Here is a 24,586-nt window from a genome sequence, read left to right on the forward strand (position 1 = left end):
GCGGGGTCGCGCGGCCCCTTTGTCTGTCAGTGCGCATACTGAGGCGTACTGGATGTGCGATTGCAGGAGTCGTGGGTGACCGAGCCGGAGGCGGAAGACCGTAAGCCGCAGTCGGACGAGGCGAGGAGCGCGTTCGTCCCGCCCGCCGGTGTGGTGGCGCAGCCGGCGCCGGTCGAGGAGGAGTCCTCGACGACGTCGGAGTTCGCGCTCCCCAAGGGGCTCGACGTTCCGCAGGTGCCCGCCGCCACCGACTCGGAGGGGTCGGCGTTCAGCACGCCGCGGACGTACAGCGCGAAGCACGCGCCGCCCGCCTTCACCCCGCCCGCCGGCATACCGCGCGTCGATCTCACCAAGGACGTCCCCTGGCAGGACCGGATGCGCACGATGCTGCGCATGCCCGTCGCCGAACGGCCCGTCCCCGAGACCGTGCAGAAGACGGAGGACGAGGGCCCGGCCGTCCCGCGCGTGCTCGACCTGACCCTGCGTATCGGCGAGTTGCTGCTCGCGGGCGGCGAGGGCGCCGAGGACGTGGAGGCGGCGATGTTCGCCGTCTGCCGTTCGTACGGCCTCGACCGCTGTGAGCCGGGGGTCACCTTCACGCTGCTGTCCATCTCGTACCAGCCGTCGCTGGTCGAGGATCCGGTGACCGCGTCGCGGACCGTACGGCGCCGGGGCACCGACTACACGCGTCTGGCGGCCGTCTACCAGCTCGTCGACGACATCAGCGACGACCAGACCGAGGTCTCCCTGGAGGAGTCCTACCGGCGGCTCGCGGAGATCCGACGCAACCGGCACCCGTACAGCGGCTGGCTGCTGACCCTGGCCACCGGCGGCCTCGCGGGCGCGGCCTCCGTGCTCGTCGGCGGTGACCTCATCGTGTTCGTCGCGGCGGCTGTGGGCGCGATGCTCGGCGACCGGCTGGCGTGGCTGTGCGCGGGGCGCGGGCTGCCGGAGTTCTACCAGTTCACGGTGGCCGCGATGCCGGCCGCCGCGATGGGGGCCGCGCTCACGATCGCGCACGTCGACGTGCGCGCGTCCGCGGTCATCACCGGTGGGCTGTTCGCGCTGCTGCCCGGGCGGGCGCTGGTGGCGGGCGTGCAGGACGGGCTGACCGGCTACTACATCACCGCGGCGGCCCGGCTTCTGGAAGTCATGTACTTCTACGTCGGCATCGTCATCGGCGTCCTCGTGATCCTGTACTTCGGCGTGAAGCTGGGCGCCGAGCTCAATCCGGACGCGGCCCTGCAGTCCTCCAACCGGCCGGGGTGGCAGATCGCCGCGTCGATGCTCCTGACACTCTGCTTCGCGGTGCTGCTCCAGCAGGAACGTTCCACTGTGCTGATCGTGACGCTCAACGGGGGCGTGGCATGGAGTGTGTACGGGGCCATGCACTACGTGGGCGAGATCTCGCCCGTCGCCTCCACGGCCGCGGCGGCCGGGCTCGTGGGGCTGTTCGGGCAGTTGCTGTCGCGGTACCGGTTCGCTTCGGCGTTGCCCTACACCACCGCGGCGATCGGGCCCCTGTTGCCAGGTTCGGCCACGTATTTCGGGCTGCTGGCGATCGCTCAGAACGATGTGGATGAGGGGCTGGTGTCGCTGACGAAGGCGGCTGCCCTTGCGATGGCCATTGCTATCGGGGTGAATCTGGGGTCTGAGATCTCTCGGTTGTTCATGCGGTTGCCCGGGGCGTCTGCGGGGGCGCGGAGGGCTGCGAAGAGGACCCGTGGGTTCTGAGGTGCGGGTCCTCTTGGGGCGGCTTTGACCTTGGGTGGCTGAGGTCCCGTAGCCGGGTGCGCGTCCGTTGTGGCTGGTCGCGCAGTTCCCCGCGCCCCTTATGGGGCGCGTTTCTGGTGGCCTCAGTCAGTTCTGGGGGTAGTTCTGGCCGTACGGGTAGCCCTGGTTCTGGTCCTGGGGGTACGGGGGCTGGGGGTACTGCTGCTGGTTCTGGGGCGGGTAGTTCTGGGGGTACTGCTGGGCGTACTGGTCCTGGCCCTGGGGGTAGCCGCCGTAGTTCTGGTCGTAGCCCTGGTCCGGGGCGTAGGGCTGCTGCTGGTACTGCTGGTTCTGGCCGCCGCTGCCGTTGTTGCCGTAGTAGTCGTCGTGGCCGTTCTGGCCGTTCTGGCCGTTCTCGTGGGCCGGGGGGACTCGGCGGAGCTGGGTCGTCTGGTCGTCCATGACGTGGGGCGCCGGGGGCATGTGGGCCGCCGGGGGCTGCTGCTGCGGGTTCTTCTTGGACTTACTGCGGGCCCGCATGAACTCGATGATGATCGGGACCACCGAGATGAAGACGATCAGGAGCAGGATCGGCTCGATGTTCGTCTTCACGAAGTCGATCTGGCCGAGCCAGGAGCCGAGCAGCGTGACGCCCGCACCCCAGAGGATGCCGCCGACCACGTTGAAGATCAGGAACGAGCGGTACTTCATGCCGCTGACACCGGCGATGATCGGCGTGAACGTACGAACGATGGGCACGAAGCGGGCCAGGACCAGGGACTTGGGGCCGTACTTCTCGAAGAACTCGTGGGCCTTGACCACGTTCTCCTGTTTGAAGAGGCGGGAGTCCGGCCGGGTGAAGAGCGACGGCCCCACCTTCTTGCCGAACATGTAGCCCACCTGGTCGCCGACGATCGCGGCGATGCAGATCAGCACGATGGCGGCCCACAGCGGGAAGTCCAGCTGGTTCGACGTGATCAGCAGACCCGCCGTGAACAGCAGGGAGTCGCCCGGCAGGAAGAAGCCGATGAGCAGTCCGGACTCGGCGAAGACGATCAGGAGCAGGCCCCAGATGCCGAACGAGTCGAGCAGGTAGTCCGGATCCAACCAGCTTGGGCCGATGGCAAGCGTCGTCGTCACGATTCCGGACTCCTGAAGGGTGGTGGATGCGGCAGGCGAGGGTGTGGCCGACCAAAGTTATCAACGCAGCATGAAGGGCCCAGGTTCCACCGACTCCTACAGGATGCACTGTGCCCCGACTGGGACAAAGCTGTGAGCCATGGGAATCGAAGAATACGGCGGTGGTCAGGGACCCCAGGCCGACGTACTGGTCGTGACGACGAACGACGTGCCCGGCTACCGGGTCGAGCAGGTCATCGGAGAGGTCTTCGGACTGACCGTGCGCTCCAGGCATCTGGGCAGCCAGATCGGGGCAGGTCTGAAGTCGATGATCGGCGGTGAGCTCAAGGGCCTCACCAAGACGCTGGTGGAGACCCGCAACCAGGCGATGGAACGGCTCGTCGAGCAGGCACGCGCGCGGGGTGCCAACGGTGTGCTGATGTTCCGCTTCGACGTGACCGAGGCGGCGGACATCGGGACGGAGGTGTGCGCGTACGGCACGGCCGTGGTGATGGTCAAGGAGTAGAGCGACGGCGGTACGGGAGTCGGAAGTAAGGGGCGCCCGCCCTGGCGAACGCCCCTTACCCCCGTACCCCCGTACCGCCGTCCGCCGTCAGGCTTCGTGCCGTGCCGCGTTCGCCGTGATCGCGTCCCTCAGGTGCTCGGCGAGCCCCGGGCGCATGGAGTCGTAGAACTCCTTGAACCGCTCGTCCGACATGTACATCTCGCCGAGTCCCCGGTGGATCTCGTACGAGCAGTCGTAGAACCACTGGCTGATGTGCTGCCGGTGTTCCTCGGCCATGTCCATGGCCCGCTCCCCCGTGGCGGGCTCGCCGGCCTCCATGAGGGCGTCGTAGCGCTCGCCCCAGGAGGCGGCCTCGGCCTGCATGCGCTTCCAGTCGTCCTTGGTGTAGCGCGCCGCGCGGCGCTGCGACTCCGCGTACGCCTCGGTGCCGCCCCAGCGGCGCTCGGCCTCCTCCGCGTGTTCCTCGGGGTCCTTGTCGCCGAAGACCTCGAACTTCTCCTCGGGTGTGAGGTTGATGCCCATCGTGCGTGCCTCCATGGCGTGCTCCACGGCCGCGGCCATCTTCTGCAGCTTCTCGATCCGGGCGGTCAGCAGCTCGTGCTGGCGGCGCAGATGCGCGCGCGGGTCCGTCTCCGGGTCGTCGAGCAGGGCGGCGACCTCGTCGAGCGGAAAGCCCAGCTCCCGGTAGAACAGGATCTGCTGCAGCCGGTCGAGGTCCTCGTCGCCGTAGCGCCGGTGGCCCGCGTGGCTGCGCTCGCTCGGTACGAGCAGTCCGATCTCGTCGTAGTGGTGCAGCGTCCGCACCGTCACCCCGGCGAAACCGGCGACCTGTCCCACGGAGTAGCTCATCGTCTCCGCTCCCTCCTTTTCGGTACGCACCTCAGGCTGGGGCCTCACGTCACGTGAGGTGCAAGCCGGAATCCGCACGCCGGATCCACCGACCCGAATCCACCGGGTGCCGTGCCGGTTTTACCCGCTTATGACGGCATCCTGGCTCACCATGGAGGCCCGACCTCACCGACCGGAGGCACCATGCCGCTGCACAAAGGCCCCGAGCAGCCCGACAAGCGTCCCGCGACCGTCAACCCCTTCTACGGGGAGGCGAATCCGGTCAGCGGCATGACCGAGGCCCCGCCCCAGCACCGGCTGCCGGACGGGCCGCTGCCGCCCTCCACCGCGTATCAGCTGGTGCACGACGAGCTGATGCTGGACGGCAACTCCCGCCTCAACCTCGCCACCTTCGTCACCACCTGGATGGAACCCCAGGCCGGTGTGCTGATGGCCGAGTGCAGCGACAAGAACATGATCGACAAGGACGAGTACCCGCGCACGGCCGAGCTGGAGCGGCGGTGTGTGGCGATGCTCGCCGATCTGTGGAACGCACCGGATCCGTCCGCCGCCGTGGGCTGTTCGACGACGGGGTCCAGCGAGGCCTGCATGCTCGCGGGCATGGCGCTCAAGCGCCGCTGGGCCAAACGGAACGCGGACCGGTATCCGGGCGCCCGCCCCAATCTCGTCATGGGCGTCAACGTCCAGGTCTGCTGGGACAAGTTCTGCAACTTCTGGGAGGTCGAGCCGCGCCTGGTGCCCATGGAGGGCGACCGCTTCCACCTCGACCCGCGGGCCGCCGCCGAACTCTGCGACGAGAACACCATCGGCGTCGTCGGCATCCTCGGTTCCACCTTCGACGGGTCGTACGAGCCGATCGCCGAACTCTGCGCCGCCCTGGACGAGTTGCAGTCGCGCACGGGTCTGGACATCCCCGTCCACGTCGACGGCGCGTCCGGCGCGATGGTCGCCCCCTTCCTCGACGAGGACCTGGCCTGGGACTTCCGGCTGCCGCGCGTCTCCTCCATCAACACCTCGGGGCACAAGTACGGCCTCGTCTACCCGGGGGTCGGCTGGGCACTGTGGCGCTCGGCCGTCGAGCTGCCCGAGGAACTGGTCTTCCGGGTCAACTACCTGGGCGGTGACATGCCGACCTTCGCACTCAACTTCTCCCGGCCGGGGGCGCAGGTCGTGGCGCAGTACTACACCTTTCTGCGACTGGGCCGCGAGGGCTACCGGGCCGTTCAGCAGACGACGCGGGACGTCGCCATGGGGCTCGCCGAGCGGGTCGAGGCGCTCGGCGACTTCCGTCTCCTCACCCGGGGCGATCAGTTGCCGGTGTTCGCCTTCACGACGGCTCCGGACATCACCTCCTACGACGTCTTCGACGTGTCCCGGCGTATGCGGGAGCGTGGCTGGCTGCTGCCGGCGTACACCTTCCCCGAGAACCGTGAGGACCTGTCCGTGCTGCGGGTGGTGTGCCGCAACGGATTCTCCTCCGACCTCGCCGAGCTGTTCGTGGAGGACCTGGGCAGTCTGCTGCCCGAACTGCGTCAGCAGCAGCATCCGCTGTCCCGGGACAAGGGGGCGGCGACCGGCTTCCACCACTGAGCCGGCCTTTCCGGCACGGTCGTCGCTTCCGGCACCGGCCCCTCCCTCGCCCCGTCCCCCGCCGCTTCCGTCGCGTCCGGTCAGTCGCCGTCCCCCAGTTCGAACCTGTGCCAGTGGATGCCGTCGGTGGATATCCGGAAGGCTCCGGCGCCGAAGCTGTCGGTCCACAGATACCCGAGCGGAGTCGCGGTGACGGAGCCCGAGATGCCTCGCGAGCCGGAGCCCCGCTGGAAAGTGCGGCCGCCGTCGGTACTGCGCCAGACGCCGTCCTCGCCGTGGACGGTGAGGCTGCCGTCGGCGGCGGCCACCAGGTCGCCGAGGCTGGAGCGGGGCTCCATACCCTTGCGGTGCCCCCAGACGCGCTGCCAGGTGTGGCCGGCGTCGGTGCTGCGGTGGATGGCCAGCAGGCCGTTCTTCACGTCGTCCTCGTCGGGCAGTTGGCCCGGCTGGGTCGCGTAGAGCACGCTGCCGTTCGCGACCACCCTCAAGCCCCAGCCGTGTTTCTCGGTCCCCGGCAGCCGGGCCGTCCGCCAGGTGCGCCCCCGGTCCTCGCTGACGGCGAGCGCGGGCAGGCCGGACTCCGGGTCGGCTCCCGAGGCGAGGAGCAGTTGTCCGCCGGGCTCCCCCGCAGGACTCACCACTCCCTCCAGGGGCGGCTGTTCGGCCAGAACCCGGAAGTCGCCCGTGGCGGGCAGGACGGCCAGCAGGCGGGACCGCGCGCACGCGTTTCCGTCGTCCGCAGGCCGCACGCACTCCTGGACCAGAGCGGCTCCCTCGGGCACCTCGGGGGTCGTACCCGAGGGTTTCTCCGAGCCGATCCGCCAGGTGCGGCCGCCGTCATCCGTGAACCAGGTCCGGTACGTCGGCGGCCACGTGCCCTCGGTGATCAGCGCGCGGCCGGGGCCCAGCCCCATGAGCCCCACCGTGATACCGAGATCGCCCGTCACGTCCGGCAGCGGTGAGCGCACGGGGCGCCAGGCGTCGGCTCCCCTGTCCAGCACGGCCACGCTCTGCCGGCAGCGCTTCTCCCCGCACTCCGCGAAGAGCGCGAAGCCGCTGCCGTCCGCCGCGAAGTCGACGCCGGACGGGCCGCCGGGCAGCCCGGACGCCGACGGGATCCGGGGAGGTGTCACCCCGTCCGCCACCGCCGGATCGGCCGCGGCACCCGAGGCCCCGGCGGGCGAAGACCTCGCGGACCCCGCCGCACCACCCCCTCCCGGCTCCGCCTCGGCGCACGCCCCCAGCAGCGCCGAGACCCCGAGCACCGCGGCCAGAACCGCGGCGGCCCTCCTCCTCAGCCCCAACCACCCCATGGAATCCCCCGATCAGCGACGAACCGACGAAACCGACGCACCGATGCACCGACGCGCTCCTCGCGCGGCATCTGCTTCTGGTACACCGCTCGCCGCGATCGGGTTCCCACTTCGCCCCGGCGACTTCGCTGTGGGGTGGCCGCCCGGTCCAGGCGACTTCACCGCGGGGCGGCCACCCCGTATCGGCCCCCGCCCGGAGCCCCTACTTGCTCAACGCCCCGAACCTCCGTACCGCCAGCGGGAAGAACACCGCGATCAGGGCCAGTGGCCAGAGCACCGCGAGGAGTTGGGCGTGTTCCGCTGCCCAGGAGGTGCTCACCGCGCCGCCTTCGTTGCCGAACAGGTCACGTACCGCCGTGGCCGTCGCGGACATGGGGTTCCACTCGACGGTCGCCCCCAGCCAGCCCGGCATGGACTCGGGGGTGGCGAAGGCGTTGGACAGGAAGCTCACCGGCCAGACCAGGATCTGCACGGTGACCACCAACTCCGGCTTGCCCGCGACCATGGCCAGGTGGATGCCCATCCACAGCATGGCGAACCGCAGCAGGAGCAGCAGGCCGAGCGCGCCCAGGAAGGCCGCGAACGAGCCGTGCCAGGTCCAGCCGACCGCGAGCCCGACGCCGACGAGGACGATCAGGGAGAGGGCCGACTGCAGCATGTCCGCGGCCGAACGGCCCACGAGCACGGCGCCGACGGCCATCGGCATCGACCGGAACCGGTCGATCACCCCCTTGTTGAGGTCCTGAGTGACCGCGACCATGGTGGCGTCCAGGCCGAATGCCATGGTCAGCGCGAACATGCCCGGCACCAGGTACTCGCGGTAGTCGCCCGAGATTCCGGTGCCGCCGCCCATCAGGTAGCCGAACATCAGCAGGAGCATCACGGGGAACGCCAGCCCCACGAAGATCTGTACCGGTTGCCGTGCCCAGTGGGCGAGTTCGCGCCGGGTCATGGTCCAGGAGTCGGTGACGGCCCAGCTCAGCGACGTACTCACGCGGCCTCCTCGGTCTTGCCGGTCAGGTGCAGGAAGACCTCGTCCAGGGTGGGCCGGCGCAGTGCGATGTCCTCGGCCTCTATCCCGGCGTCCTCCAGGGCGCGTACGGCCCCGGCGAGCGCCGTCATGCGGTCGGTGACCGGGGCGCTGAGAAGGCGCCGGTCGGTGTCCACGGAGAGGGTGGACTTGTCGAACGGCAACAGGGCCACGGCCGCGCCCAGTTGGCCCGCGTCGTGCAGGACGACGTCGATCCGGTCGCCGCCCGTCTTCGCCTTCAGCTCGTCCGCCGTGCCGTCCGCGATGACCTGGCCCCTGTCGACGACCGAGATGCGGTCGGCGAGCTGGTCCGCCTCCTCCAGGTACTGGGTGGTGAGCAGCACGGTCGTGCCGCCGCCGACCAGGGAACGCACCGCGCCCCACACCTCCGCGCGGCCTCGTGGGTCGAGCCCCGTCGTCGGCTCGTCCAGGAAGAGCACCTCCGGTTCGGTGATGAGCGAGGCGGCGAGGTCCAGCCGGCGCCGCATGCCGCCGCTGTACTGCTTGACCGCCTTGCGGCCCGTGTCCGCCAGGCCGAACCGCTCCAGGAGCTCGTCGGCACGCACGCGCGCGCGGCGGGCGCCCAGGTGGTAGAGGCGGCCGAACATCTCCAGGTTCTGCCGTCCGCCGAGCTCCTCGTCGAGCGCCGCGTGCTGGCCGAGCAGTCCGATGCGGAAGCGCACCTCGTGCGCGTCCGTCCTCACGTCGTGCCCCGCCACCTCGACGCGGCCCTCGTCGGGCCGCAGCAGGGTGGCCAGGACGCGGACCAGGGTCGTCTTGCCCGCGCCGTTCGGCCCGAGCACTCCGTGCACCGTGCCGCGCCCGACGCTCAGGTCGAGCCCGTCCAGCGCGTGCTTGTCTCCGTACCTCTTTCGTACGCCCTCGACGACGATCACGTCGGTCATCGGGCTCCCTTCACTTCCAGGTAATCAAACTTGACTAGTAATGCGCCGGTGAACCGTATGCCCGTCCGAGCAGTTAGTCAAACTTGATTAGCGAAGATTCTCCGAGCCCGCCAAACCCGACGAGCCCACCCCGCGCACACGCGCCCCACGCACACGCACCCCACGCACACGCGCCCTTCCGCTCAGCGCGCGTCCCCCGGATGGGGCTCCCCCGTCGCGAACGGGTTCTCGTCGTCGTCCGCCAGTACCCCCACGAACGGATCCCCCTCGCCGGAGAAGACGTACGCGCCGCCCCTGATCCGCTCGATGAGGCCGCGGGTCCACTGGGCGCCGGTGTCCGCGGAGGTGACCCAGAAGTTCATGATCTCGCCGATGTGGCCCAGCTGTCCGGGGCCTTCCTCGGGCGTGTAGTACTCGGTGACTCCCTTGCGCCACTCCTCTATGGCGCGCACCCGCTCCTCGAGCAGTTCGAGGACCTCCTCACGGTCCAGGTCGACCATGAATCCGAGTGCGGCCGTGAGCACGTCCGGCTTCTGGTCGTACGCCGTGAGGTAGTGGCGCAGCAGCGTGAGGTACTCCTCGGTGCCCGCCTCCGTGATCTCGTACTCGGTGCGCGGCGGGCCGCCGGCCGTGGAGGGCGCGACCTCGTGGGCGAGGAGCAGTTCCTGCTTCGCCATCTGCTTGAGGGCGTGGTAGATCGAGCCCGGCTTGGCGTTGGACCACTCGTGCGCGCCCCAGAACTCCAGGTCGTTGCGCACCTGGTAGCCGTGGGCCCGGCCGTGCTGGCGCACGGCGCCGAGCACGAGGAGACGGATCGCTGACATGGAGCCAGCGTATGGCCCGTCTCCCCGGTGCCGGGTGGCGCCTCACCCCCAGGGGCTGCCTCCGGGCCCACCCCAGGCCCCCAGGGCTCACCCCCAGGAGGCTCCCTGCTCCTGCGCGACCAGTTCGAAGGCGGTCTTCCCGTCCAGGGACTCGCGGATGACGTCGGCGTGGCCGGCGTGCCGGGCCATCTCCGCGATCAGGCGGAGCATCACCCAGCGCATGGACACGGCCTCGTCGTCCGGGAACCAGGGCTCGTCGGGCAGCGGGAAGGTGTCGTTCAGGCTGGGCACGGTCCGGATGAAGTCCTCGGTCTGCCGGGCGATCTTGTCCCAGTGGGCGAGCATCGACTCGACGGTCTCGTCGCCGACGAGCCGGAAGCTGTCGCCCCAGTTCTCCTCGGAGCGCTGGATGTCGGGCGCCACCTGCCGGGCCCGCGACAGCCAGCCCTGCTCTGTCTCGGCGACGTGCTTGAGCAGCCCGGAGAGCGAGAGTTCGCTGGCGCTCGGCCGGGTCGCGGCCTGCTCGTCGGTCAGGCCGAGCAGCGTCCGGCGGATGCCCCCGCGCTGCTCGTCCAGGAAGGCGAGCAGCGCCCCGCGCTCGTCGCCGTGGGCCTCCGCGTGCACGTGCATGACCATGGGTGGCCGCCTCTCATCGGGTCCTCTTGCCTGCTGACATCAACCAAGTTACGGACCCTTGCGGACAGCTTCTGTCCTCAATAAGAGCCGACTCCGGGCGGAATTCAGGGACTCCGGGACTCCGGGACTCCGGACTCCGGACTCCGGGCGGAACGCCGGGACTTCAGACCCTCGTGCCCTCCACGACCGGCGCGGCCCCGTGCCGTCGTCTGCGCTGCGTGTACGTGCTCACCGCCCGCCACAGATCCCGGCGGTCCACCTCGGGCCACAGCGTGTCGGTGAAGTGGAGTTCGCTGTAACTGAGGTGCCAGGGCAGGAAGTTGGAGATCCGGTGTTCACCGCCGGTGCGCCACAGCAGGTCGACCTCCGGGAGGTGGGGGTGCGGCAGATGGGCGGCGAGGAGGCGTTCGTCGATGTGGTCCGGGTCCACCTCACCCGCGGCGGCCGCGCGGGCCAGTCCCGCCGCGGCCTGGACGAGTTCGGCGCGGCCCCCGTAGTTGACGCACAGCGTGAGCGTCAGCCCGGTCCGGTGGCGGCTGTCGCGCGCGCTCTGCCGCAGCGCGTCGGCCAGGTCGACCGGGAGCCCCTCGGGGCTGCCCGCCCAGCGCAGACGGACGTCGAGGGAGCGCAGGTCCGAGTCGCGCAGGGTGTCGTGCATGGTGCGGAACAGCCGGGCGACCTCGCTCGCGTCGCGCCGCCAGTTCTCGGTGGAGAACGCGTAGAGCGTCAGATGGCTCAGACCGAGCTCCAGCGCGCCGTGGACGACGTCACGGGTGGCGTCCGAGCCGACGCGGTGGCCCTCGCTGCGGGGCAGCCCCTGCTGGGCGGCCCAGCGGCCGTTGCCGTCCATGATGATGCCCACGTGCCGGGGCAGCCGCTCCGCGGGGATGTCCGGCGCGCACTCCCCGCTCGGGTGGGGGCGGGGCGGAACCGGCGGGAGGAACGCCGGGTCGGCCTCGCGCCTGGGCTCGGGCAGGACCAACACGGGTTCGGCCGGCTGCACGAGCGCTGCCCGGCGCCAGGCGCGTACGGCACGGACGCGGGCAGGGGCGAGCAGCCGCAGCCGTACGGCCGGGGACAGTTCGGCGGTGCGGTGGAGCAGCGCGGGGCCGAGCCGGCGGGCGGTGCGGACGCGGGCCCGGAAGAGGTCGGTGGACGTGCGGAGCAGGACGGCCATCCCCGGGTGCACACCCCGCTGCAGCGCGGGCTGTTCCAGCCAGTCGTCGGCCTGTTCCGTCAGGCTGGCGATCAGTGCCTCGACGGGCGGTGTCCAGCGGCGGGCGAGGAGATCGGCCTCGGGCACCCCGTGGGCCGCGAGGGCCTCCTCCGGGAGCGTCAGGATGCCGCGGCCGAGGTCGGACGCCAGATCGGTGAGGGTGTCGGTGAGGTAGAGGCCGTCGAGGAAGGCCGGCATGGCCTCCAGGTGTTCCTGGCGGACCGTGGTGGGAACTCCCGCCCGGGTCAGGAGAGTCAGACACCACATCGCCCACGGGGTGTTCTCCGCCTGGGTGCGCAGGCTCCATTCGCGCCAGGTCTGGGGGCGGCGGCCCGAGGCGTCCTCGCGCAGGGCGGTGAAGACGGGCGTCAACGTCTCGACGTCGAGTTGCCACGTTCGGATGGTGTCCGCGAGCGCGCGGCGGACCGGATCCCCGCGGTCCGGGCCGTCACCCCCGGGTCCGTGGGACCGCCCCGCGCGCGAGGACCCGTCGGCCGACGGTCCTACGGGCGAGAACCCCGTCTCCGAGAGATCCGAGAGCTCCGCGCGCAGGGCGTCCACCCAGGCCTGCAGTCTCGCGGCGCGCTCGGCCGGGCTGCCCTCCTCGTCGTCGACGAGGGCGTCGGTCGTCACGGCGGCCGCGTACATGGCCCAGCACGCGGGGCGCAGCGCGGCAGGCATCAGCTGCATGACGGAGTACTCGACGGAGCGGGAGGACCTCACCAGCCGTCGGCAGGACGCGTAGGCGGCGGCGATGTCGGGGGCGGAGGCAAGGGCGGGGGTCGAGGCGGGGTCGGGGGCGGCTGGCTGAGGGAGAACGGGGGACAAGGAGCCCTTCTTTCACAGCCGTCACGTCGCACATCACGTCGCACGTCACGCCTGGCGATAGGTCGGAAAAGCGGTCGCCGTCGGCCCCGGAACGGCCCACGGACCGGCCTGGTGCGGCACTCTCTCAACGACCCCGCACGGCCCTCGGAACGGCCTGGTGCGCCACCCGACGGTGCCCCCTTCCTACCGGTCCCGTCGACGCGCCGCGCGGGCACGGCGACCTTCTCGCCCGATCGTGGTACGCCGCCGGGGCGGAGAACGGACATGGGTTAGGTTCCGTAGGCGATCGGTCACGAACAGTGACGCACCGTCAACACAGGGCGCCAGCCCGGGATGTGAGCCAGGCATGAGCGATTCCGTGGACGCGATCGTCGTGGGGGCCGGCCCGGTCGGCTGCGCCGCCGCGCACGCGTTGGCCGACCGCGGTGCCCGGGTCGTGGTGGTCGAGCGCATGGAGCGGGGGCCCGCCTCGCCGTTCGCCGTGGAATGGCTGCATCCGACCGCGGCGGACGTGCTGCTGCGCTGGGGCCTGGTGCTTCCGGAGGGCGGCCACGTCCGGGGTACGGGCGTCAGCATGCACCTGGCCGACGAGGGGCACGGGCCGGTCGTGGTGCCGTACCGGCGGGGCATGCGGGCCGTGTCCATGCCCCACGCGGAGCTGGTGGACGCGCTGCGGGACAGTGTCGTGGAACGGCCCGGGGTGGAGGTGCTGACCTGCTCCCGTGTCACCGCGGCCACACCGGACGGCACGGTCCGACTGACCCGCGACGGGCAGGAGACGCGGCTTGGCGCCGATCTCGTGGTGGCGGCGGACGGCCGCTCCTCCGGCGTCCGGCGCGCGCTGTTCGGGCACACCCCGCAGACCGTCGTGTCGCACTCGGCCGGTGTCGTGCTCGAAGGCCCCGGGCTGCCGGTCTACGAGTCGTTCCAGGTCGCGAGCGAGCTGCCCGGGCACGGTGTGGCCATCTACTCCATCGCTCCCGACGCGATCCGGGTGGTCCTCGACGTACCCCCGACCCATCCGCGACCGCCCGCGCTGCACGCGTATCTGCACCGTCATTTCGTGCCGCTGATGCCGGAGGTGCTGCGGCGGCCGCTGGCCGATGCCCTGGCGGCGGGCCGGCTGACGTGGTCCGCGACCGGATTTCGCCCCCGCGTGCACTACGGCCAGGGCCGGCTCGCGCTGGTCGGCGACGCGGTCGGGCACATCCACCCGATCCTCGCGGCCGGCACGACCCTCGGCATTCAGGACGCCCTGAGCCTCGCCGCGCACGGCTCGGCCGAGGCGTACGCCCGGGAGCACGCGGGAGCGGGAGCGGCGACCGGGCGGGTGGCGATGGCGCTCTACCGCCTGCTGAGCCGTCAGGAGCCGGGCACCGCGCAGACGGCCAGGCTGGCCGTCGACCAGCTGCGCCGCAGCCTCGTACTCCGCGACGCGGTCGGGGACCTCATCACCGGCGACGAGCCCGGCGCGGCCCATCTGCCGGTCGTGACGGCGTTCTCCACGATGCTCGGCATCCCGGCGCAGGACATCGCCGCCGCGTACGGGCCGGACGCGTATCTGCTCAGCCGCCGCTGAAGCCACACCGCGCGCGCCCTGCACGCCCCGTATCTCCGGAACGCGGGACGGGGCGCCCCAGCCGAAGCCGGCAGGGGCGCCCCGTAAAGGAGTTGGCAGGTCAGAACGGGAAGAAGCTGCGCCCGTGCTGCACCGAGATCCACTTCTGGGTGGTGAAGGCGCCGACCGTCGACTCGCCGTTCAGCCGGCCGACGCCCGAGGACTTCTCGCCGCCGAAGTCGACCAGCGGCTCGTCGTGCACGGTGCCGTCGTTCACGTGGAACATGCCCGTGTCGATCTGCCGGGCGAAGGAGACACCGCGCTCGACGTCGGCGGTGTGCACGGCGCCGCTCAGCCCGTACGGGGTGTCGTTGACGATCCGCACGGCCTCCTCCTCGCCCTCGAACGGGACGAGGAGCACCACGGGGCCGAAGATCTCCTGGCGGAGGATGTCCGAGTCGGCCGGCAGGCCGGTCAGGACGGACGGCTCGACGAGGTTGTCGGTGGCGGTGCCGTGCACGAGGGCGGTGGCGCCCTCGGCGATCGCCTGGTCCACGACGCCCGAAACGGCGTCCGCCTGCGAGGAGTTGATGAGCGGGCCGATGACGGTCTGCGGGTCGCTCGGGTCGCCGACCTTGAGGGTCTTCACCTTGGCGACGAACTTCTCGGTGAACTCGGCCTCGATCGAGCGGTCCACGAGGACGCGGTTCGCGGCCATGCAGACCTGGCCCTGGTGCACGTACCGGCTGAAGACCGCGGCGTCCACGGCGTAGTCGATGTCCGCGTCGTCCAGGACCACCAGCGCGCTGTTGCCGCCGAGTTCGAGGACGGAGCGCTTGAAGTTCGCGGCGCAGACCGTGGCGACGTGGCGGCCGACCTTGTCGGAGCCGGTGAAGGAGATGACCTTCGGTATGGGGTGCTCGATGAAGGCGTCGCCTATCTCCGCTATATCGGTGATCACGACGTTCAGCAGACCGGCCGGCAGGCCCGCGTCCTCGAAGATCTTCGCGACCAGGGAACCGCCCACGATCGGGGTGTTCTGGTGCGGCTTGAGGACCACGCCGTTGCCGAGGGCCAGGGCGGGCGCGACGGACTTCAGCGACAGCAGGAACGGGAAGTTGAAGGGGCTGATCACACCGACGACGCCGACCGGGACGAGGTAGAGGCGGTTCTCCTTGCCGTCGACCGGCGAGGGGATGATCCTGCCCTCGGGCCGCAGCGCCAGGTTGATCGACTCGCGCAGGAACTCCTTGGCGAGGTGCAGTTCGAAGCCGGCCTTCAGATGCGTGCCGCCCAGCTCCGCGATGATCACCTCGGCGATCTCCTGCTCGCGCTCCTCGATGATCCGCAGGGCCTTCTCGAACACGGCACGACGCGCGTACGGGTTCGTCGCGGCCCATTCCTTCTGGGCGCGGGCGGCGGCCCGGTAGGCCTGATCCACCTCTTCGACCGTGGCTATCGTGATCGACGCGAGCTTCTCACCGTCGTACGGGTTGAAGTCGATGATGTCCCAGGAGCCGGTACCGGGACGCCACTCGCCGTCGATGTACTGCTGAGCCAGGTCGGTGAAGTAGGACGACATGTGATCCCTCAATCCCTTGCTGCCGCAGCAGACACCCGATCGATCATCTTCACGGTCTGATCACACGTCATCGTACTGGTGTCTCAAGGGAGTTGGAGGGCGGACTTCAGGAGAGTTGCAGCAGACCCCTGAGCAAGTCGCGGCTCTCGTCGGGACCGGGGCTGTCCTGCTGGAGTTCCTTCATCGCCTTCTCGTACTGGGTGACGTCCTCGCGCTTGTCCAGATACAGCGCACTGGTGAGCTGCTCCAGGTACACGACGTCGGACAGGTCGGACTCGGGGAAGCTGAGCACCGTGAAGGCCCCGCTCTCACCCGCGTGCCCGCCGAAGCTGAACGGCATGACCTGCAGCCGCACGTTGGGACGCTGGGAGATGTCGATGAGGTGCTGGAGCTGACCCCGCATCACCTCCCGGTCGCCGTACGGGCGTCGCAGGGCGGCCTCGTCGAGTACGACGTGGAAGTCCGGGGCGTTCTCCGACACCAGGTACTTCTGGCGCTCCAGGCGCAGCGCCACGCGCCGCTCGATGTCCGCCTCGCTCGCGCCCTTCATGCCCCGCGCCACGACCGCGTGCGCGTACGCCTCGGTCTGCAGCAGACCGTGCACGAACTGGACCTCGTACGAGCGGATCAGGGAGGCGGCGCCCTCCAGACCGACGTACGTCGGGAACCAGCTGGGCAGGACGTCCGAGTAACTGTGCCACCAGCCCGCGACGTTGGCCTCCTTGGCGAGGGAGAGCAGGGAGGTGCGCTCGGCCTCGTCGGCGATCCCGTAGAGCGTCAGCAGATCCTCGACGTCTCTCGTCTTGAAGCTCACCCGGCCCAACTCCATACGGCTGATCTTCGATTCGGAGGCGCGGATCGAGTAGCCGGCCTTTTCCCTCGTGATGCCGCGCGACTCGCGCAGCCGCCTCAGATGCGAGCCCAGCAGCATGCGCCGTACCACCGATCCCGACTCCTGCGCGCTCACGTTCGTCCGCCTCCCCAACCCGTCTTCAAGGGCCGCAGTCTGCCACTAATTCACTCCAAGCAGTACTCGTTCGATTACAGAAACGGCAAGGTTTCAGCGGGGACACACAGGAATCGGCAAGGTGAAGACAAGCCAGACACGAAAAAGAGGCAAGAAGGTCACGGAAAAAATGACCAAGAAGCGGTATGGGAAGGTCCAATTCGGGCGCGTGCACGTGCATCTGCCCTTGCATCTGCCGAACGCATTCGGAACGATGGTGTCGCGCCACCGCTGCATCGCAACGACCGCGAACCCCGGGAGTGCCTCGCATGGGGACGAATGGATCGACCATGCTCGAGCCGTTACGGCAGGGGCTTCCGCCACTGGACCCCGCGTCCGTGTCCAACGCCGCCTCCTGCGCCCTGCCGCCCCGCTACGAAGCGGTGCGCGACGCGCGGCAGTTCACCCGCCGCACGCTGGACCAGTGGGACATCGGCAACCGCTTCGACGACGTCTGCCTGGTGGTCTCGGAACTCGTCACCAACGCGCTGCGGCACGCCCTGCCCGCGGACACTCCACGCCCCGGCGACCATGGCGCTCCCGTGCGGCTGCATCTGATGCGGTGGACCGAGAGACTCGTGTGCGCGGTGCGCGACCCCAGTCACGACAGCCCGGTCGCGGGCGACTCCGAGGACTTCTCGGCGGAGTCGGGCCGCGGGCTGTTCCTGGTCGACTCGTTCGCCGACGGCTGGGGCTGGCACCCGCTCGCCGGCACGCTCAACGGCAAGGTCGTCTGGGCACTGTTCCGGCTGGGTCCTCCGGCATGAGGAACCGCGGCGCTTTTTCGCGCCGCGGTTCTACGCGCGTTACCGACCGCCTACGGTCCGTGAACACCCCTGAATAGGGCGAGTTGCCCGTACCGGCCGCCTGCCCGGACCGGCCGACCTGCCTGCCCGCCGTCAGCCCGCGATCAGGTGGTCGAACTCGCCGTCCTTGATGCCCAGGAGCATGGCCTCGATCTCGGCGGGCGTGTAGATGAGGGCCGGGCCGTCCGGGAAGCGCGAGTTGCGCACCGCCACCTCGCCGCCCGGCAGCCGGGCGAACTCCACGCACGAGCCCTGCGAGTTGCTGTGCCTGCTCTTCTGCCAGGCCGCTCCGCGCAGCTCCGTGGCAGCCATGCCGTTGTACACGTCGTGGTCCACAGGTCGCTCCCCGGTGGTGCATTGGCGTCTGTTGCCAGTGAGGCAGTGTTGGTCAACTGCCCGGATCATAGCCGCTCTTCACATGCAGTTGCATGAGCAGATGCACGTGCACGGGGGGTGGTCCTGCGGTTACACGTTTGACGGTCTCGCGGGCCGAATCGTTCCAACGCCTGCCCCCACATGGACAAGAGACGCGTACCGGCCCCTTTGTGTTCCGAAACGGCCCGCCCCACCCACGGATTGAATGGGTGGAACGGGCCGCAACCCCCGCCCCGCCAGGGGCGCGAGGAACTGCGCGACCAGCCACAGCCGACCCGCAGTCGAAGTACTCAGCTCCCCGCGGAGCGCTATCGCGAAGAGTACGGAAGCAAAGCCATCTCCCGGGCGTTCTTGATCGCCCGGGCCAGCAGCCGCTGTTGCTGGGCGCTCACACGCGTGACCCGACGGCTGCGGATCTTGCCCCGGTCGGAGATGAACCTCCGCAGCAGATCCGTGTCCTTGTAGTCGATGTACGTGATCTTCGCCGTGCCCAGCGGATTGGGGCGGGGCGCCGGCTTGCGGTCGGGCTTGCGGGGCATGGTCAGACCTCCAGGAGGGAGTCGAAGGCGGGCGGGAGCTGTTTCCAGGCGGTGCGGCCGGCGGCGTACTCCGCGTCCGTCAACAGGCAGGACTCCAGGAGCAGTTCGAGTCCGTCGCGGTCCAGGCCCGGTGACGTGAAGACGAGGTGCTGGCAGCAGTCGCCGTGCTCCGGGTGCCAGTCGAGCGCGGCCGCGGCACGGCGTACCGGAGGCACCAGCTCCCAGGCCGCGTCGGGCAGGGAGGCCAGCCAGGGCCCGGCGTTCTCCACACACAGGGCACCTCCCGCGGCGTCCCAGTGCAGCAGCGTGTCGGGCCGGTCCGCGAGCCAGAACCGCCCCCGGCTGCGCGCCGCCGCGCAGCACAGATCCTCCAGCGCGGCATACAGCCGCTCCGGGTGGAACGGCCGTCGCCGGTGCCAGACGAGCGTGGAGACCCCGCACTCGTCGGCCTCGGCCGGCAGCAGCGCGCAGGCCGGATGTTGGGCTGCGGCGGCCGCCTCCACGTCGAAACCGCCGAACGCGGCCTCCGCGAGCGGGTGCCGCCCGGGCTCCGGGTCCGCCGAGTCCGCCGAGTCCGCCGAGACGAGTCCCGCCTGGTCCGAGGAGCCGGGTCCCTCGGCCGGTCGCCTCTCGAACCACGACTCCCGGTCGCCGCTCCCTCGGCCCGACAAGTCACCGTCACCTATCGGGACTTGGCGGGCAGTCGGGTGGAGCTGGGCCAGGAGGGCGCGGTCCTCGTCGTCGGCGTCCTCCGAGGTGGCGAGGGCCAGGACGGGCGCGTACTCCAGTTGGCGGGCGAAGGTGTCGGCGATCGTGCGCTGGTCGGTGGCGGCTGCGGCGAGGCCCACGTCAGCGAGGTCGTCGCCGTTGCCGAGGTAGGGCAGCACCAGGGCGGGGTCCACCGCCGTGATGACGCCGGTCAGGCGGAGATCCGCGCTCGCCACGACCTCCGCCATCGCCTTCGGTTCGACCGAGTCCCAGAGCTCGACGACCGCGAGCCGGGTCAGCCCGTCCGCCGCGAGCCGCTCCAGCTCGGGGACCAGGTCCTCGCGCAGGGCGCAGCACGCGCAGTCGTTGACGAGGGGCGCCTCACCGGCGGAGACGATCCCGGTGCGGTCGCGAACCGTACGAACCACCGTGCCCTGTACGGCCGTTGCCAGGTCGTGGTGGAGCGCGACCGACCCGGGCACCTCGGCGAGCAGCCGGTCCACGGCCGCCCGTCGGGCATCGGCGTGCAGCCCGCCCACGATGGCGACGGACAGCATCACCGCTCCTCGCGCCGGTCGTCGCGCTGGTCGCCGGGCCGGCCGTCGCGCTCGCCGGTACGCCGGCCGTCGCGGCTGCCGAACCGGCGCTCGAAGCGCTCCACACGGCCGGCCGTGTCCATGACGCGGGCCGTCCCCGTGTAGAAGGGGTGGCTCACGTTCGAGATCTCGACGTCGACGACCGGGTAGGTGTTGCCGTCCTCCCACTCGATCGTCTTCCCGCTCCCCCCGGCGACGAGGGTCGAGCGGGTCAGGAAGGCGTGGTTCGCGGCCCGGTCCCGGAAGACGACGGGACCGTACGCCGGATGGATCTCCTCGCGCATGAGGCTCAGCGCTCCTCTCGGAAGTCGACGTGCCGGCCGGCGACGGGGTCGTACTTGCGCAGGGTCATCCGGTCGGGGTCGTTACGGCGGTTCTTGCGGGTGACGTACGTGTAGCCGGTCCCGGCCGTGGACCGGAGCTTGACGACCGGACGGAGTTCGTTGCGTGCCATGTGGCTAGTATATGAAAACGGATCCCATTATCGATAACGAGAAAACAGAGAGGTGCGTCACTCATATGTCCGCGCACTGCATGCTGACCGGGGCCCAGCCACGCTTCGGCAACTCCATCTCCCACTCGCACCGGCGCACGTCACGCCGCTTCGACCCCAACATCCAGAGCAAGCGCTACTGGCTGCCGGGCGAGGGCCGGTACGTACGGCTGAGGCTGAGCACGAAGGGCATCAGGACGGTCGACGTCATCGGTGTCGAGGCCGCCGTGGCCCGGATCCGGGCCCGTGGGGTGAGGGTCTGATGGCCAAGAAGAGCAAGATCGCGAAGAACGAGAAGCGGCGGGAGATCGTCGCCCGGTACGCCCGGCGGCGGGCCGAGCTGAAGGAGATCGTCCGCAGGCCGTCCTCGACGGACGCCGAACGGGCCGCCGCCCGGCGCGAGTTGGAGCGGCAGCCGCGTGACGCGAGCGCCACGCGCGTACGCAACCGGGACAGTGTGGACGGGCGGCCGCGCGGCTACCTGCGGACGTTCGGGCTCTCGCGGGTGAACCTGCGGGACCAGGCGCACAAGGGGTTCCTGCCGGGGGTCCGGAAGTCCTCCTGGTAGCGGACCCGGTAGCGGACTCCGGCGGAGGGGTCGGCGCTCCCCCGATGTCGGGCGGGCGTGCTTCCCGGTGTGCCGGAAGAGGGGCCTGGTAGCTTGCTGGCGGTCGTTCCCGGTTGCATCGGCGCCACCGGCGGTACCCGGCGGGTACCGGCGACTCGTCCGGCCAGACCCTTGGGGGCTTCAGTGACTTCGGCGACCATCTCGCGCGGGCAGGCGCGGATCACGGCCGCGGCGGCGGGGCTGGCGGCCGCGCTCGTCCTGACGACCGGTTGCAGCAGCGACGACGGTGGCGGGAGCGACGACTCCCCCTCCTCCACCGGCTCGGCACCGACCGCGTCGGCCGACACCGGCGGCGGTACGGGCGGTTCCGGCGGTTCCGGCGGGAGCACGGGCAAGGTCGGGGCGCTGGAGGGCAGCTGGCTGGCCACCAAGGGCGGCAAGGCCGTGGCACTGGTGGTCACCGGCGAGGAGGCCGGGCTGTTCTCGACGGGCGGGTCCGTGTGCAGCGGCACGGCCGGTGAGACCTCGGGCATGCGCATGATCAAGCTGAAGTGCTCCGACGGGAACAAGGACCGGGCCGAGGGCACGGTCGACTCGGTCGGCTCCACGACCCTGAAGGTCACGTGGGAGGGCTTCGGCGAGGAAACGTATACGAAGGCGGAGGGCGGGACACTCCCGACCGGGCTGCCCACGGCGAGTCTGGGCTCCTGAAGGGCCGGGTCCGCGGTTCTAGAGGGCCGGTTCGCATGGCGCGGGTTCACCTCGCGTCGCCTCACGTCACGACGGTTCACGTCACGTCGGCACACGTCACCTCGGCATACGTCAGCGGGTCGCGGAATCCTTCGGGTTTCGCGGCCCGTCCGGGTTTTCGGGGGCGGTTCCGTCAAGCGTCATGGGTGGTACGGCCGTGTCGAGGGCCTCGGAGAGTTCGGTGAGGGTGTCGAGGACGAGGGTCGCGGTGTTGCGTACGACCTGGTCGGTGTCCTCGGTCTCCCAGGCGTCCAGGGCCTCGCGTACCGCGTCCCAGGTGGGCACCCGGCGCTCGCGGATGGCCTTCGCGCCCTTGTGGGTGGACTCGCGCAGGGCGTCGGCGAAGCGGGCGGCGGGCGGTACGGGGGTCGCGCCGCGTTCCGGGAGGTGGGCCTCCAGGAGCATGGCCACGCGGCCCAGCTGGGCGAGCGCGTCCTCGGCGTCGTCGGCCGCGGTGCGGGAGAGGCCACGGTGGCGGACCGGTTCGGCGGTGGCGCGGGCCACCGCCGCGTGCCAGGCCGCGCGGGCGGTGCGGGCGGTGAGCAGGGACCCGCGGACGTCCGGGGCGTTGCTCGCGGACGGGTCCGCGTAGGAGCCGAAGACGGCTGCCACGTACGGGCCCTGCGCGGCCAGCCAGTCCGCGAGGCGGGTGCGCAGGCGCGGGGTCTCCCAGGCCGGGTAGACGGCGTACGCCAGCATCGCGAGGAATCCGCCGAGGAGGGTGAGCAGGACGCGTTCGGGCACGGTCTGGGTCCACTCCTCGCCGCCCATGCCGAGCAGGAACACGACATACGCGGCGATGCAGGCCTGGGTCGCGAACTGGCCCGTGCGCATGAGGAGGTACATGAGGGCGGCGCTCGCCACGGCGAGTGTGCCGGACTGGAGGGTGCCGGGGGTCGCCGCCTGTACGACGCCTGTGGCCACGGCCACGCCGATGACCGTGCCGGCCAGGCGGGCCACGGCCCGGCTGTAGGTCTGGGAGAAGTCCGGGCGCATGACCATGACCGAGGTCAGCGGGGCCCAGTAGCCGTGGCCGAGGGGGAGCAGGGTACCGAGGATGTAGCCGGTGGCGGCCACCGCGGACACGCGGGTGGCGTGGCGGGTGATGGGGGAGCCGCGGTGGAGTTCGGTGCGCATGGCTTTGAGGGCTTTGGGGATGAGGGCGAGGAATGTGGGGCGGCGCCTCAGGGGGTGGTGGGGGGCTGTTTCCGGGCGGGTGCGGGTCTGTTGTGGCTGGTCGCGCAGTTCCCCGCGCCCCTTTGGGGCGCCTTCCTGCGGGGTGTCCTCCTGTGGGGTGTCCTCCTGTGGGGTGCCGCCTGCCGTTTCCACCACGTCCTGGAGGAGGGTGTTGAGACGGGTCATCGCTCGGTAGGGGGCTCCGGTGAGGATGCTGCCGGTGTCCGGGGTGCGGAAGGTGGCGAGGGCCGCGGGTGGGGCGGCGACGGGCTCGCCGTGGCGGATGGCGTGGGCGGCGGCGTCGAGGAGGGCGGCGGCGGAGGCGAGGAGTTCGCGGACACGGTCGCGGGCGGGGCCCTCGGCCGGGACGCCCATCGCGGGGTCGGCGAGGGAGGCGAGGACCGGGCGGATGCGTTCGGCGATGCCTCGCGCGCCGTGGAGTTCGGCGGGGCGGCGGCGGGCCTGGCGCGGGGTGACGGCGGCCGCGTTGCGCGCCTCCATCAGGGGCTGCGGGTCGAAGGACGCGACCGGCTCGTGGCGCAGCCGGCGCGCGTAGTCGGCCTCGGCGGCCAGGGCGTCGGCGAGCGCGTCGCGGTGGGCACCCCAGCGTCGTACGGGGAAGAGGATGATCAGCGCGGCCTGCACCAGGCCGCCCACGATCATCATCGCGGCGTGGCCCGCCGCCTGGGCCACGGAGGTCGGCAGGGTGACCGTCACCAGCATGATCGCCACGTTCGAGGAGGCGATCAGGCCGATGGTCGGGCCCGCGGCCCAGCTCATCCCGGCGGCGAAGGTCCACACCACGAGCAGCGCGAGGAAGAGCGGCTCCTTGGAGATGGTGAGGTAGCCGAGGAACGTGGACACGGCGAGGCTCGTACCGGAGGCGATGGCCAGTTCGGGGCGGGGGCGCCAGCTTCGCTGGAAGGTCGCGATCGCCGCCTGGAACGCGCCGAAGGCCGAACTCGCGGCGGCCGCCGGGCCGAAGAGCCACAGGCTGAGCGCGATGACGATCGCGAGTCCTGCCGCTCCGCGCACCGCGATGAGCGGTTCGAGCCGCTTCTTCTCAACAGCGATGCCGGAGCGCGCGGTGTCCTTCAGCGCCCGTCGCCAGCTCACCGCGCCAGCGTACGCCGCGGGATGACTGATACCGGTGACCGATACCGGTGACGGTGACCGATACCGATGACGGTGACAGTGACAGTGACAGTGACAGTGACCGATGACGGATGATCTACGGGCACCGCCACGCACCGGAAGTCCCCGCAAGCCGGACCCAGAAGCAGGTCCCGGAAGTCAGAGGTAAGCCATGCGCGCCCGACCGATAGCCGTCTCCGTACTCACCGCCCTCGTGGCGGCCCTCGCCCTGACCGCCTGCGACGACGAGGGCAGCGGTGACAAGGGGAACAAGGGGACCAAGAAGGCCGACAGTTCGGCATCCGCCGCCCGCTCCACCGCGTGCAAGGCGGACCAGGTCGGGCAGGAGGTCGCCGCGAGTGAGGCCCCGGCCGCCGGCGACACCGGGAGCGTCTCCGTCACCCTCACCAACCGTTCCGGCGGCGACTGCACCCTGGAGGGCTTCCCCCGCGTCGACCTGGACGCGGGCGGCACCACCTGGTCCCTCACCCCGGAGGAGTCCGCGAAGCCGGAGAAGCTGACCCTCAAGCCGGACGAGACCACCGCCTTCACGATCACGTACGTACGGGGGCCCGCGGGCGACGCGACGAAGGGTGCCGCCGTGACGACCGTGAAGTTCGGCCTGCCCGGCGAGGGCACCGACCTCTCCTTCCCCTGGAAGTACGGCGAGGTCGCGCTGGTGAGCGAGAGCGAGCCGGACGCCTCGGTGGGCCCGCTCCAGCGCGCCGGCGACTGAGCCGCCGACC

25 protein-coding genes are annotated in these 24,586 nt (G+C 70.8%); 9 read left to right on the forward strand and 16 right to left on the reverse strand.

Going from position 1 to position 24,586, the window contains the following annotated elements; genetic code table 11:
* Positions 1–75: 75 nt before the first annotated feature.
* Complete coding sequence (locus ACIBEI_RS24105; RefSeq protein WP_398892080.1) at positions 76–1,734, forward strand: threonine/serine exporter ThrE family protein; 1,659 nt, start codon at positions 76–78, stop codon at positions 1,732–1,734.
* A gap of 126 nt (positions 1,735–1,860) precedes the next feature.
* Here the strand turns inward: ACIBEI_RS24105 and ACIBEI_RS24110 are convergent, their stop codons facing one another.
* Positions 1,861–2,853 (reverse strand): DedA family protein, encoded by a 993-nt coding sequence (locus ACIBEI_RS24110; RefSeq protein WP_398892082.1) that lies wholly within the window; start codon positions 2,851–2,853, stop codon positions 1,861–1,863.
* Positions 2,854–2,992: 139 nt separating this feature from the next.
* Between ACIBEI_RS24110 and ACIBEI_RS24115 the strand changes: the two genes are divergently transcribed.
* Positions 2,993–3,358: a YbjQ family protein gene (locus ACIBEI_RS24115; RefSeq protein WP_269653260.1), complete on the forward strand. Its 366-nt coding sequence runs from the start codon at positions 2,993–2,995 to the stop codon at positions 3,356–3,358.
* Positions 3,359–3,445: 87 nt separating this feature from the next.
* Here the strand turns inward: ACIBEI_RS24115 and ACIBEI_RS24120 are convergent, their stop codons facing one another.
* On the reverse strand, positions 3,446–4,207 hold the full coding sequence (locus ACIBEI_RS24120) for a MerR family transcriptional regulator (RefSeq protein ID WP_398892084.1): 762 nt from the start codon (positions 4,205–4,207) through the stop codon (positions 3,446–3,448).
* A gap of 183 nt (positions 4,208–4,390) precedes the next feature.
* On the opposite strand from ACIBEI_RS24120, the gene ACIBEI_RS24125 reads away from it, so the two are divergent.
* A complete protein-coding gene (locus ACIBEI_RS24125) occupies positions 4,391–5,797 on the forward strand; it encodes a glutamate decarboxylase (protein ID WP_398892086.1) in 1,407 nt (468 codons plus the stop codon).
* An 80-nt stretch (positions 5,798–5,877) separates the two neighbouring features.
* Here ACIBEI_RS24125 and ACIBEI_RS24130 read toward each other — a convergent pair whose 3' ends face one another.
* The 6 genes from ACIBEI_RS24130 to uppS form a co-directional block, all read right to left on the reverse strand.
* On the reverse strand, positions 5,878–7,101 hold the full coding sequence (locus tag ACIBEI_RS24130) for a WD40/YVTN/BNR-like repeat-containing protein (protein ID WP_398892088.1): 1,224 nt from the start codon (positions 7,099–7,101) through the stop codon (positions 5,878–5,880).
* A gap of 211 nt (positions 7,102–7,312) precedes the next feature.
* Positions 7,313–8,062, reverse strand: a complete 750-nt coding sequence (locus tag ACIBEI_RS24135) for an ABC transporter permease (RefSeq protein WP_398892410.1) — start codon at positions 8,060–8,062, stop codon at positions 7,313–7,315.
* Between the two features lie 38 nt (positions 8,063–8,100).
* Positions 8,101–9,045 (reverse strand): ATP-binding cassette domain-containing protein, encoded by a 945-nt coding sequence (locus ACIBEI_RS24140; protein WP_398892090.1) that lies wholly within the window; start codon positions 9,043–9,045, stop codon positions 8,101–8,103.
* Between the two features lie 182 nt (positions 9,046–9,227).
* Entirely contained in the window at positions 9,228–9,869 is a 642-nt protein-coding gene (locus ACIBEI_RS24145) for a PadR family transcriptional regulator (RefSeq protein ID WP_398892092.1), read from the reverse strand.
* Positions 9,870–9,956: 87 nt separating this feature from the next.
* The gene (locus tag ACIBEI_RS24150) at positions 9,957–10,505 is read right to left on the reverse strand and encodes a DinB family protein (protein WP_362079887.1); all 549 of its coding nucleotides are present in this window, start codon (positions 10,503–10,505) and stop codon (positions 9,957–9,959) included.
* Positions 10,506–10,668: 163 nt separating this feature from the next.
* A complete protein-coding gene (uppS, locus tag ACIBEI_RS24155) occupies positions 10,669–12,549 on the reverse strand; it encodes a polyprenyl diphosphate synthase (RefSeq protein ID WP_398892095.1) in 1,881 nt (626 codons plus the stop codon).
* A gap of 346 nt (positions 12,550–12,895) precedes the next feature.
* On the opposite strand from uppS, the gene ACIBEI_RS24160 reads away from it, so the two are divergent.
* Entirely contained in the window at positions 12,896–14,128 is a 1,233-nt protein-coding gene (locus ACIBEI_RS24160; protein ID WP_398892097.1) for an FAD-dependent oxidoreductase, read from the forward strand.
* 100 nt (positions 14,129–14,228) lie between these two features.
* Here ACIBEI_RS24160 and ACIBEI_RS24165 read toward each other — a convergent pair whose 3' ends face one another.
* Together ACIBEI_RS24165 and ACIBEI_RS24170 are read right to left on the reverse strand one after the other, a co-directional pair.
* Positions 14,229–15,689: an aldehyde dehydrogenase family protein gene (locus tag ACIBEI_RS24165; protein WP_398892099.1), complete on the reverse strand. Its 1,461-nt coding sequence runs from the start codon at positions 15,687–15,689 to the stop codon at positions 14,229–14,231.
* A 106-nt stretch (positions 15,690–15,795) separates the two neighbouring features.
* Positions 15,796–16,620 carry a helix-turn-helix domain-containing protein gene (locus tag ACIBEI_RS24170; RefSeq protein WP_398892412.1) on the reverse strand — a complete coding sequence of 275 codons (825 nt, stop codon included), beginning with the start codon at positions 16,618–16,620 and terminating at the stop codon, positions 15,796–15,798.
* 365 nt (positions 16,621–16,985) lie between these two features.
* Here ACIBEI_RS24170 and ACIBEI_RS24175 point away from each other — a divergent pair, with 365 nt between their 5' ends.
* Positions 16,986–17,462, forward strand: coding sequence for an ATP-binding protein (locus ACIBEI_RS24175; protein WP_398892101.1), 477 nt, complete (start codon positions 16,986–16,988; stop codon positions 17,460–17,462).
* A 132-nt stretch (positions 17,463–17,594) separates the two neighbouring features.
* Here the strand turns inward: ACIBEI_RS24175 and ACIBEI_RS24180 are convergent, their stop codons facing one another.
* The 5 genes from ACIBEI_RS24180 to rpmG form a co-directional block, all read right to left on the reverse strand.
* A complete protein-coding gene (locus tag ACIBEI_RS24180; RefSeq protein WP_398892414.1) occupies positions 17,595–17,813 on the reverse strand; it encodes a DUF397 domain-containing protein in 219 nt (72 codons plus the stop codon).
* Positions 17,814–18,184: 371 nt separating this feature from the next.
* Complete coding sequence (gene rpsR / locus ACIBEI_RS24185; RefSeq protein ID WP_189843181.1) at positions 18,185–18,415, reverse strand: 30S ribosomal protein S18; 231 nt, start codon at positions 18,413–18,415, stop codon at positions 18,185–18,187.
* Between the two features lie 2 nt (positions 18,416–18,417).
* The gene (locus tag ACIBEI_RS24190; RefSeq protein ID WP_398892103.1) at positions 18,418–19,680 is read right to left on the reverse strand and encodes a GTP-binding protein; all 1,263 of its coding nucleotides are present in this window, start codon (positions 19,678–19,680) and stop codon (positions 18,418–18,420) included.
* On the reverse strand, positions 19,680–20,003 hold the full coding sequence (locus tag ACIBEI_RS24195; protein WP_398892105.1) for a type B 50S ribosomal protein L31: 324 nt from the start codon (positions 20,001–20,003) through the stop codon (positions 19,680–19,682). The genes ACIBEI_RS24190 and ACIBEI_RS24195 overlap by 1 nt, the downstream gene beginning before the upstream one ends.
* A gap of 5 nt (positions 20,004–20,008) precedes the next feature.
* Positions 20,009–20,173, reverse strand: coding sequence for a 50S ribosomal protein L33 (rpmG, locus tag ACIBEI_RS24200; protein WP_055610751.1), 165 nt, complete (start codon positions 20,171–20,173; stop codon positions 20,009–20,011).
* 65 nt (positions 20,174–20,238) lie between these two features.
* Here rpmG and rpmB point away from each other — a divergent pair, with 65 nt between their 5' ends.
* The 3 genes from rpmB (at position 20,239) to ACIBEI_RS24215 (ending at position 21,491) form a co-directional block, all read left to right on the forward strand.
* Positions 20,239–20,475, forward strand: coding sequence for a 50S ribosomal protein L28 (rpmB, locus tag ACIBEI_RS24205; protein WP_398892107.1), 237 nt, complete (start codon positions 20,239–20,241; stop codon positions 20,473–20,475).
* On the forward strand, positions 20,475–20,780 hold the full coding sequence (gene rpsN, locus ACIBEI_RS24210; RefSeq protein ID WP_398892109.1) for a 30S ribosomal protein S14: 306 nt from the start codon (positions 20,475–20,477) through the stop codon (positions 20,778–20,780). The genes rpmB and rpsN overlap by 1 nt, the downstream gene beginning before the upstream one ends.
* 183 nt (positions 20,781–20,963) lie before the next feature.
* Entirely contained in the window at positions 20,964–21,491 is a 528-nt protein-coding gene (locus ACIBEI_RS24215; protein WP_398892111.1) for a hypothetical protein, read from the forward strand.
* 111 nt (positions 21,492–21,602) lie between these two features.
* On the opposite strand, the gene ACIBEI_RS24220 is transcribed toward ACIBEI_RS24215, so the two are convergent.
* Positions 21,603–23,822 (reverse strand): FUSC family protein, encoded by a 2,220-nt coding sequence (locus ACIBEI_RS24220; protein WP_398892113.1) that lies wholly within the window; start codon positions 23,820–23,822, stop codon positions 21,603–21,605.
* A gap of 190 nt (positions 23,823–24,012) precedes the next feature.
* Between ACIBEI_RS24220 and ACIBEI_RS24225 the strand changes: the two genes are divergently transcribed.
* A complete protein-coding gene (locus ACIBEI_RS24225) occupies positions 24,013–24,576 on the forward strand; it encodes a DUF4232 domain-containing protein (RefSeq protein ID WP_398892115.1) in 564 nt (187 codons plus the stop codon).
* Positions 24,577–24,586 lie beyond the last annotated feature (10 nt).

Source organism: Streptomyces sp. NPDC050988 (assembly GCF_044456225.1).
GTDB lineage: Bacteria > Actinomycetota > Actinomycetes > Streptomycetales > Streptomycetaceae > Streptomyces.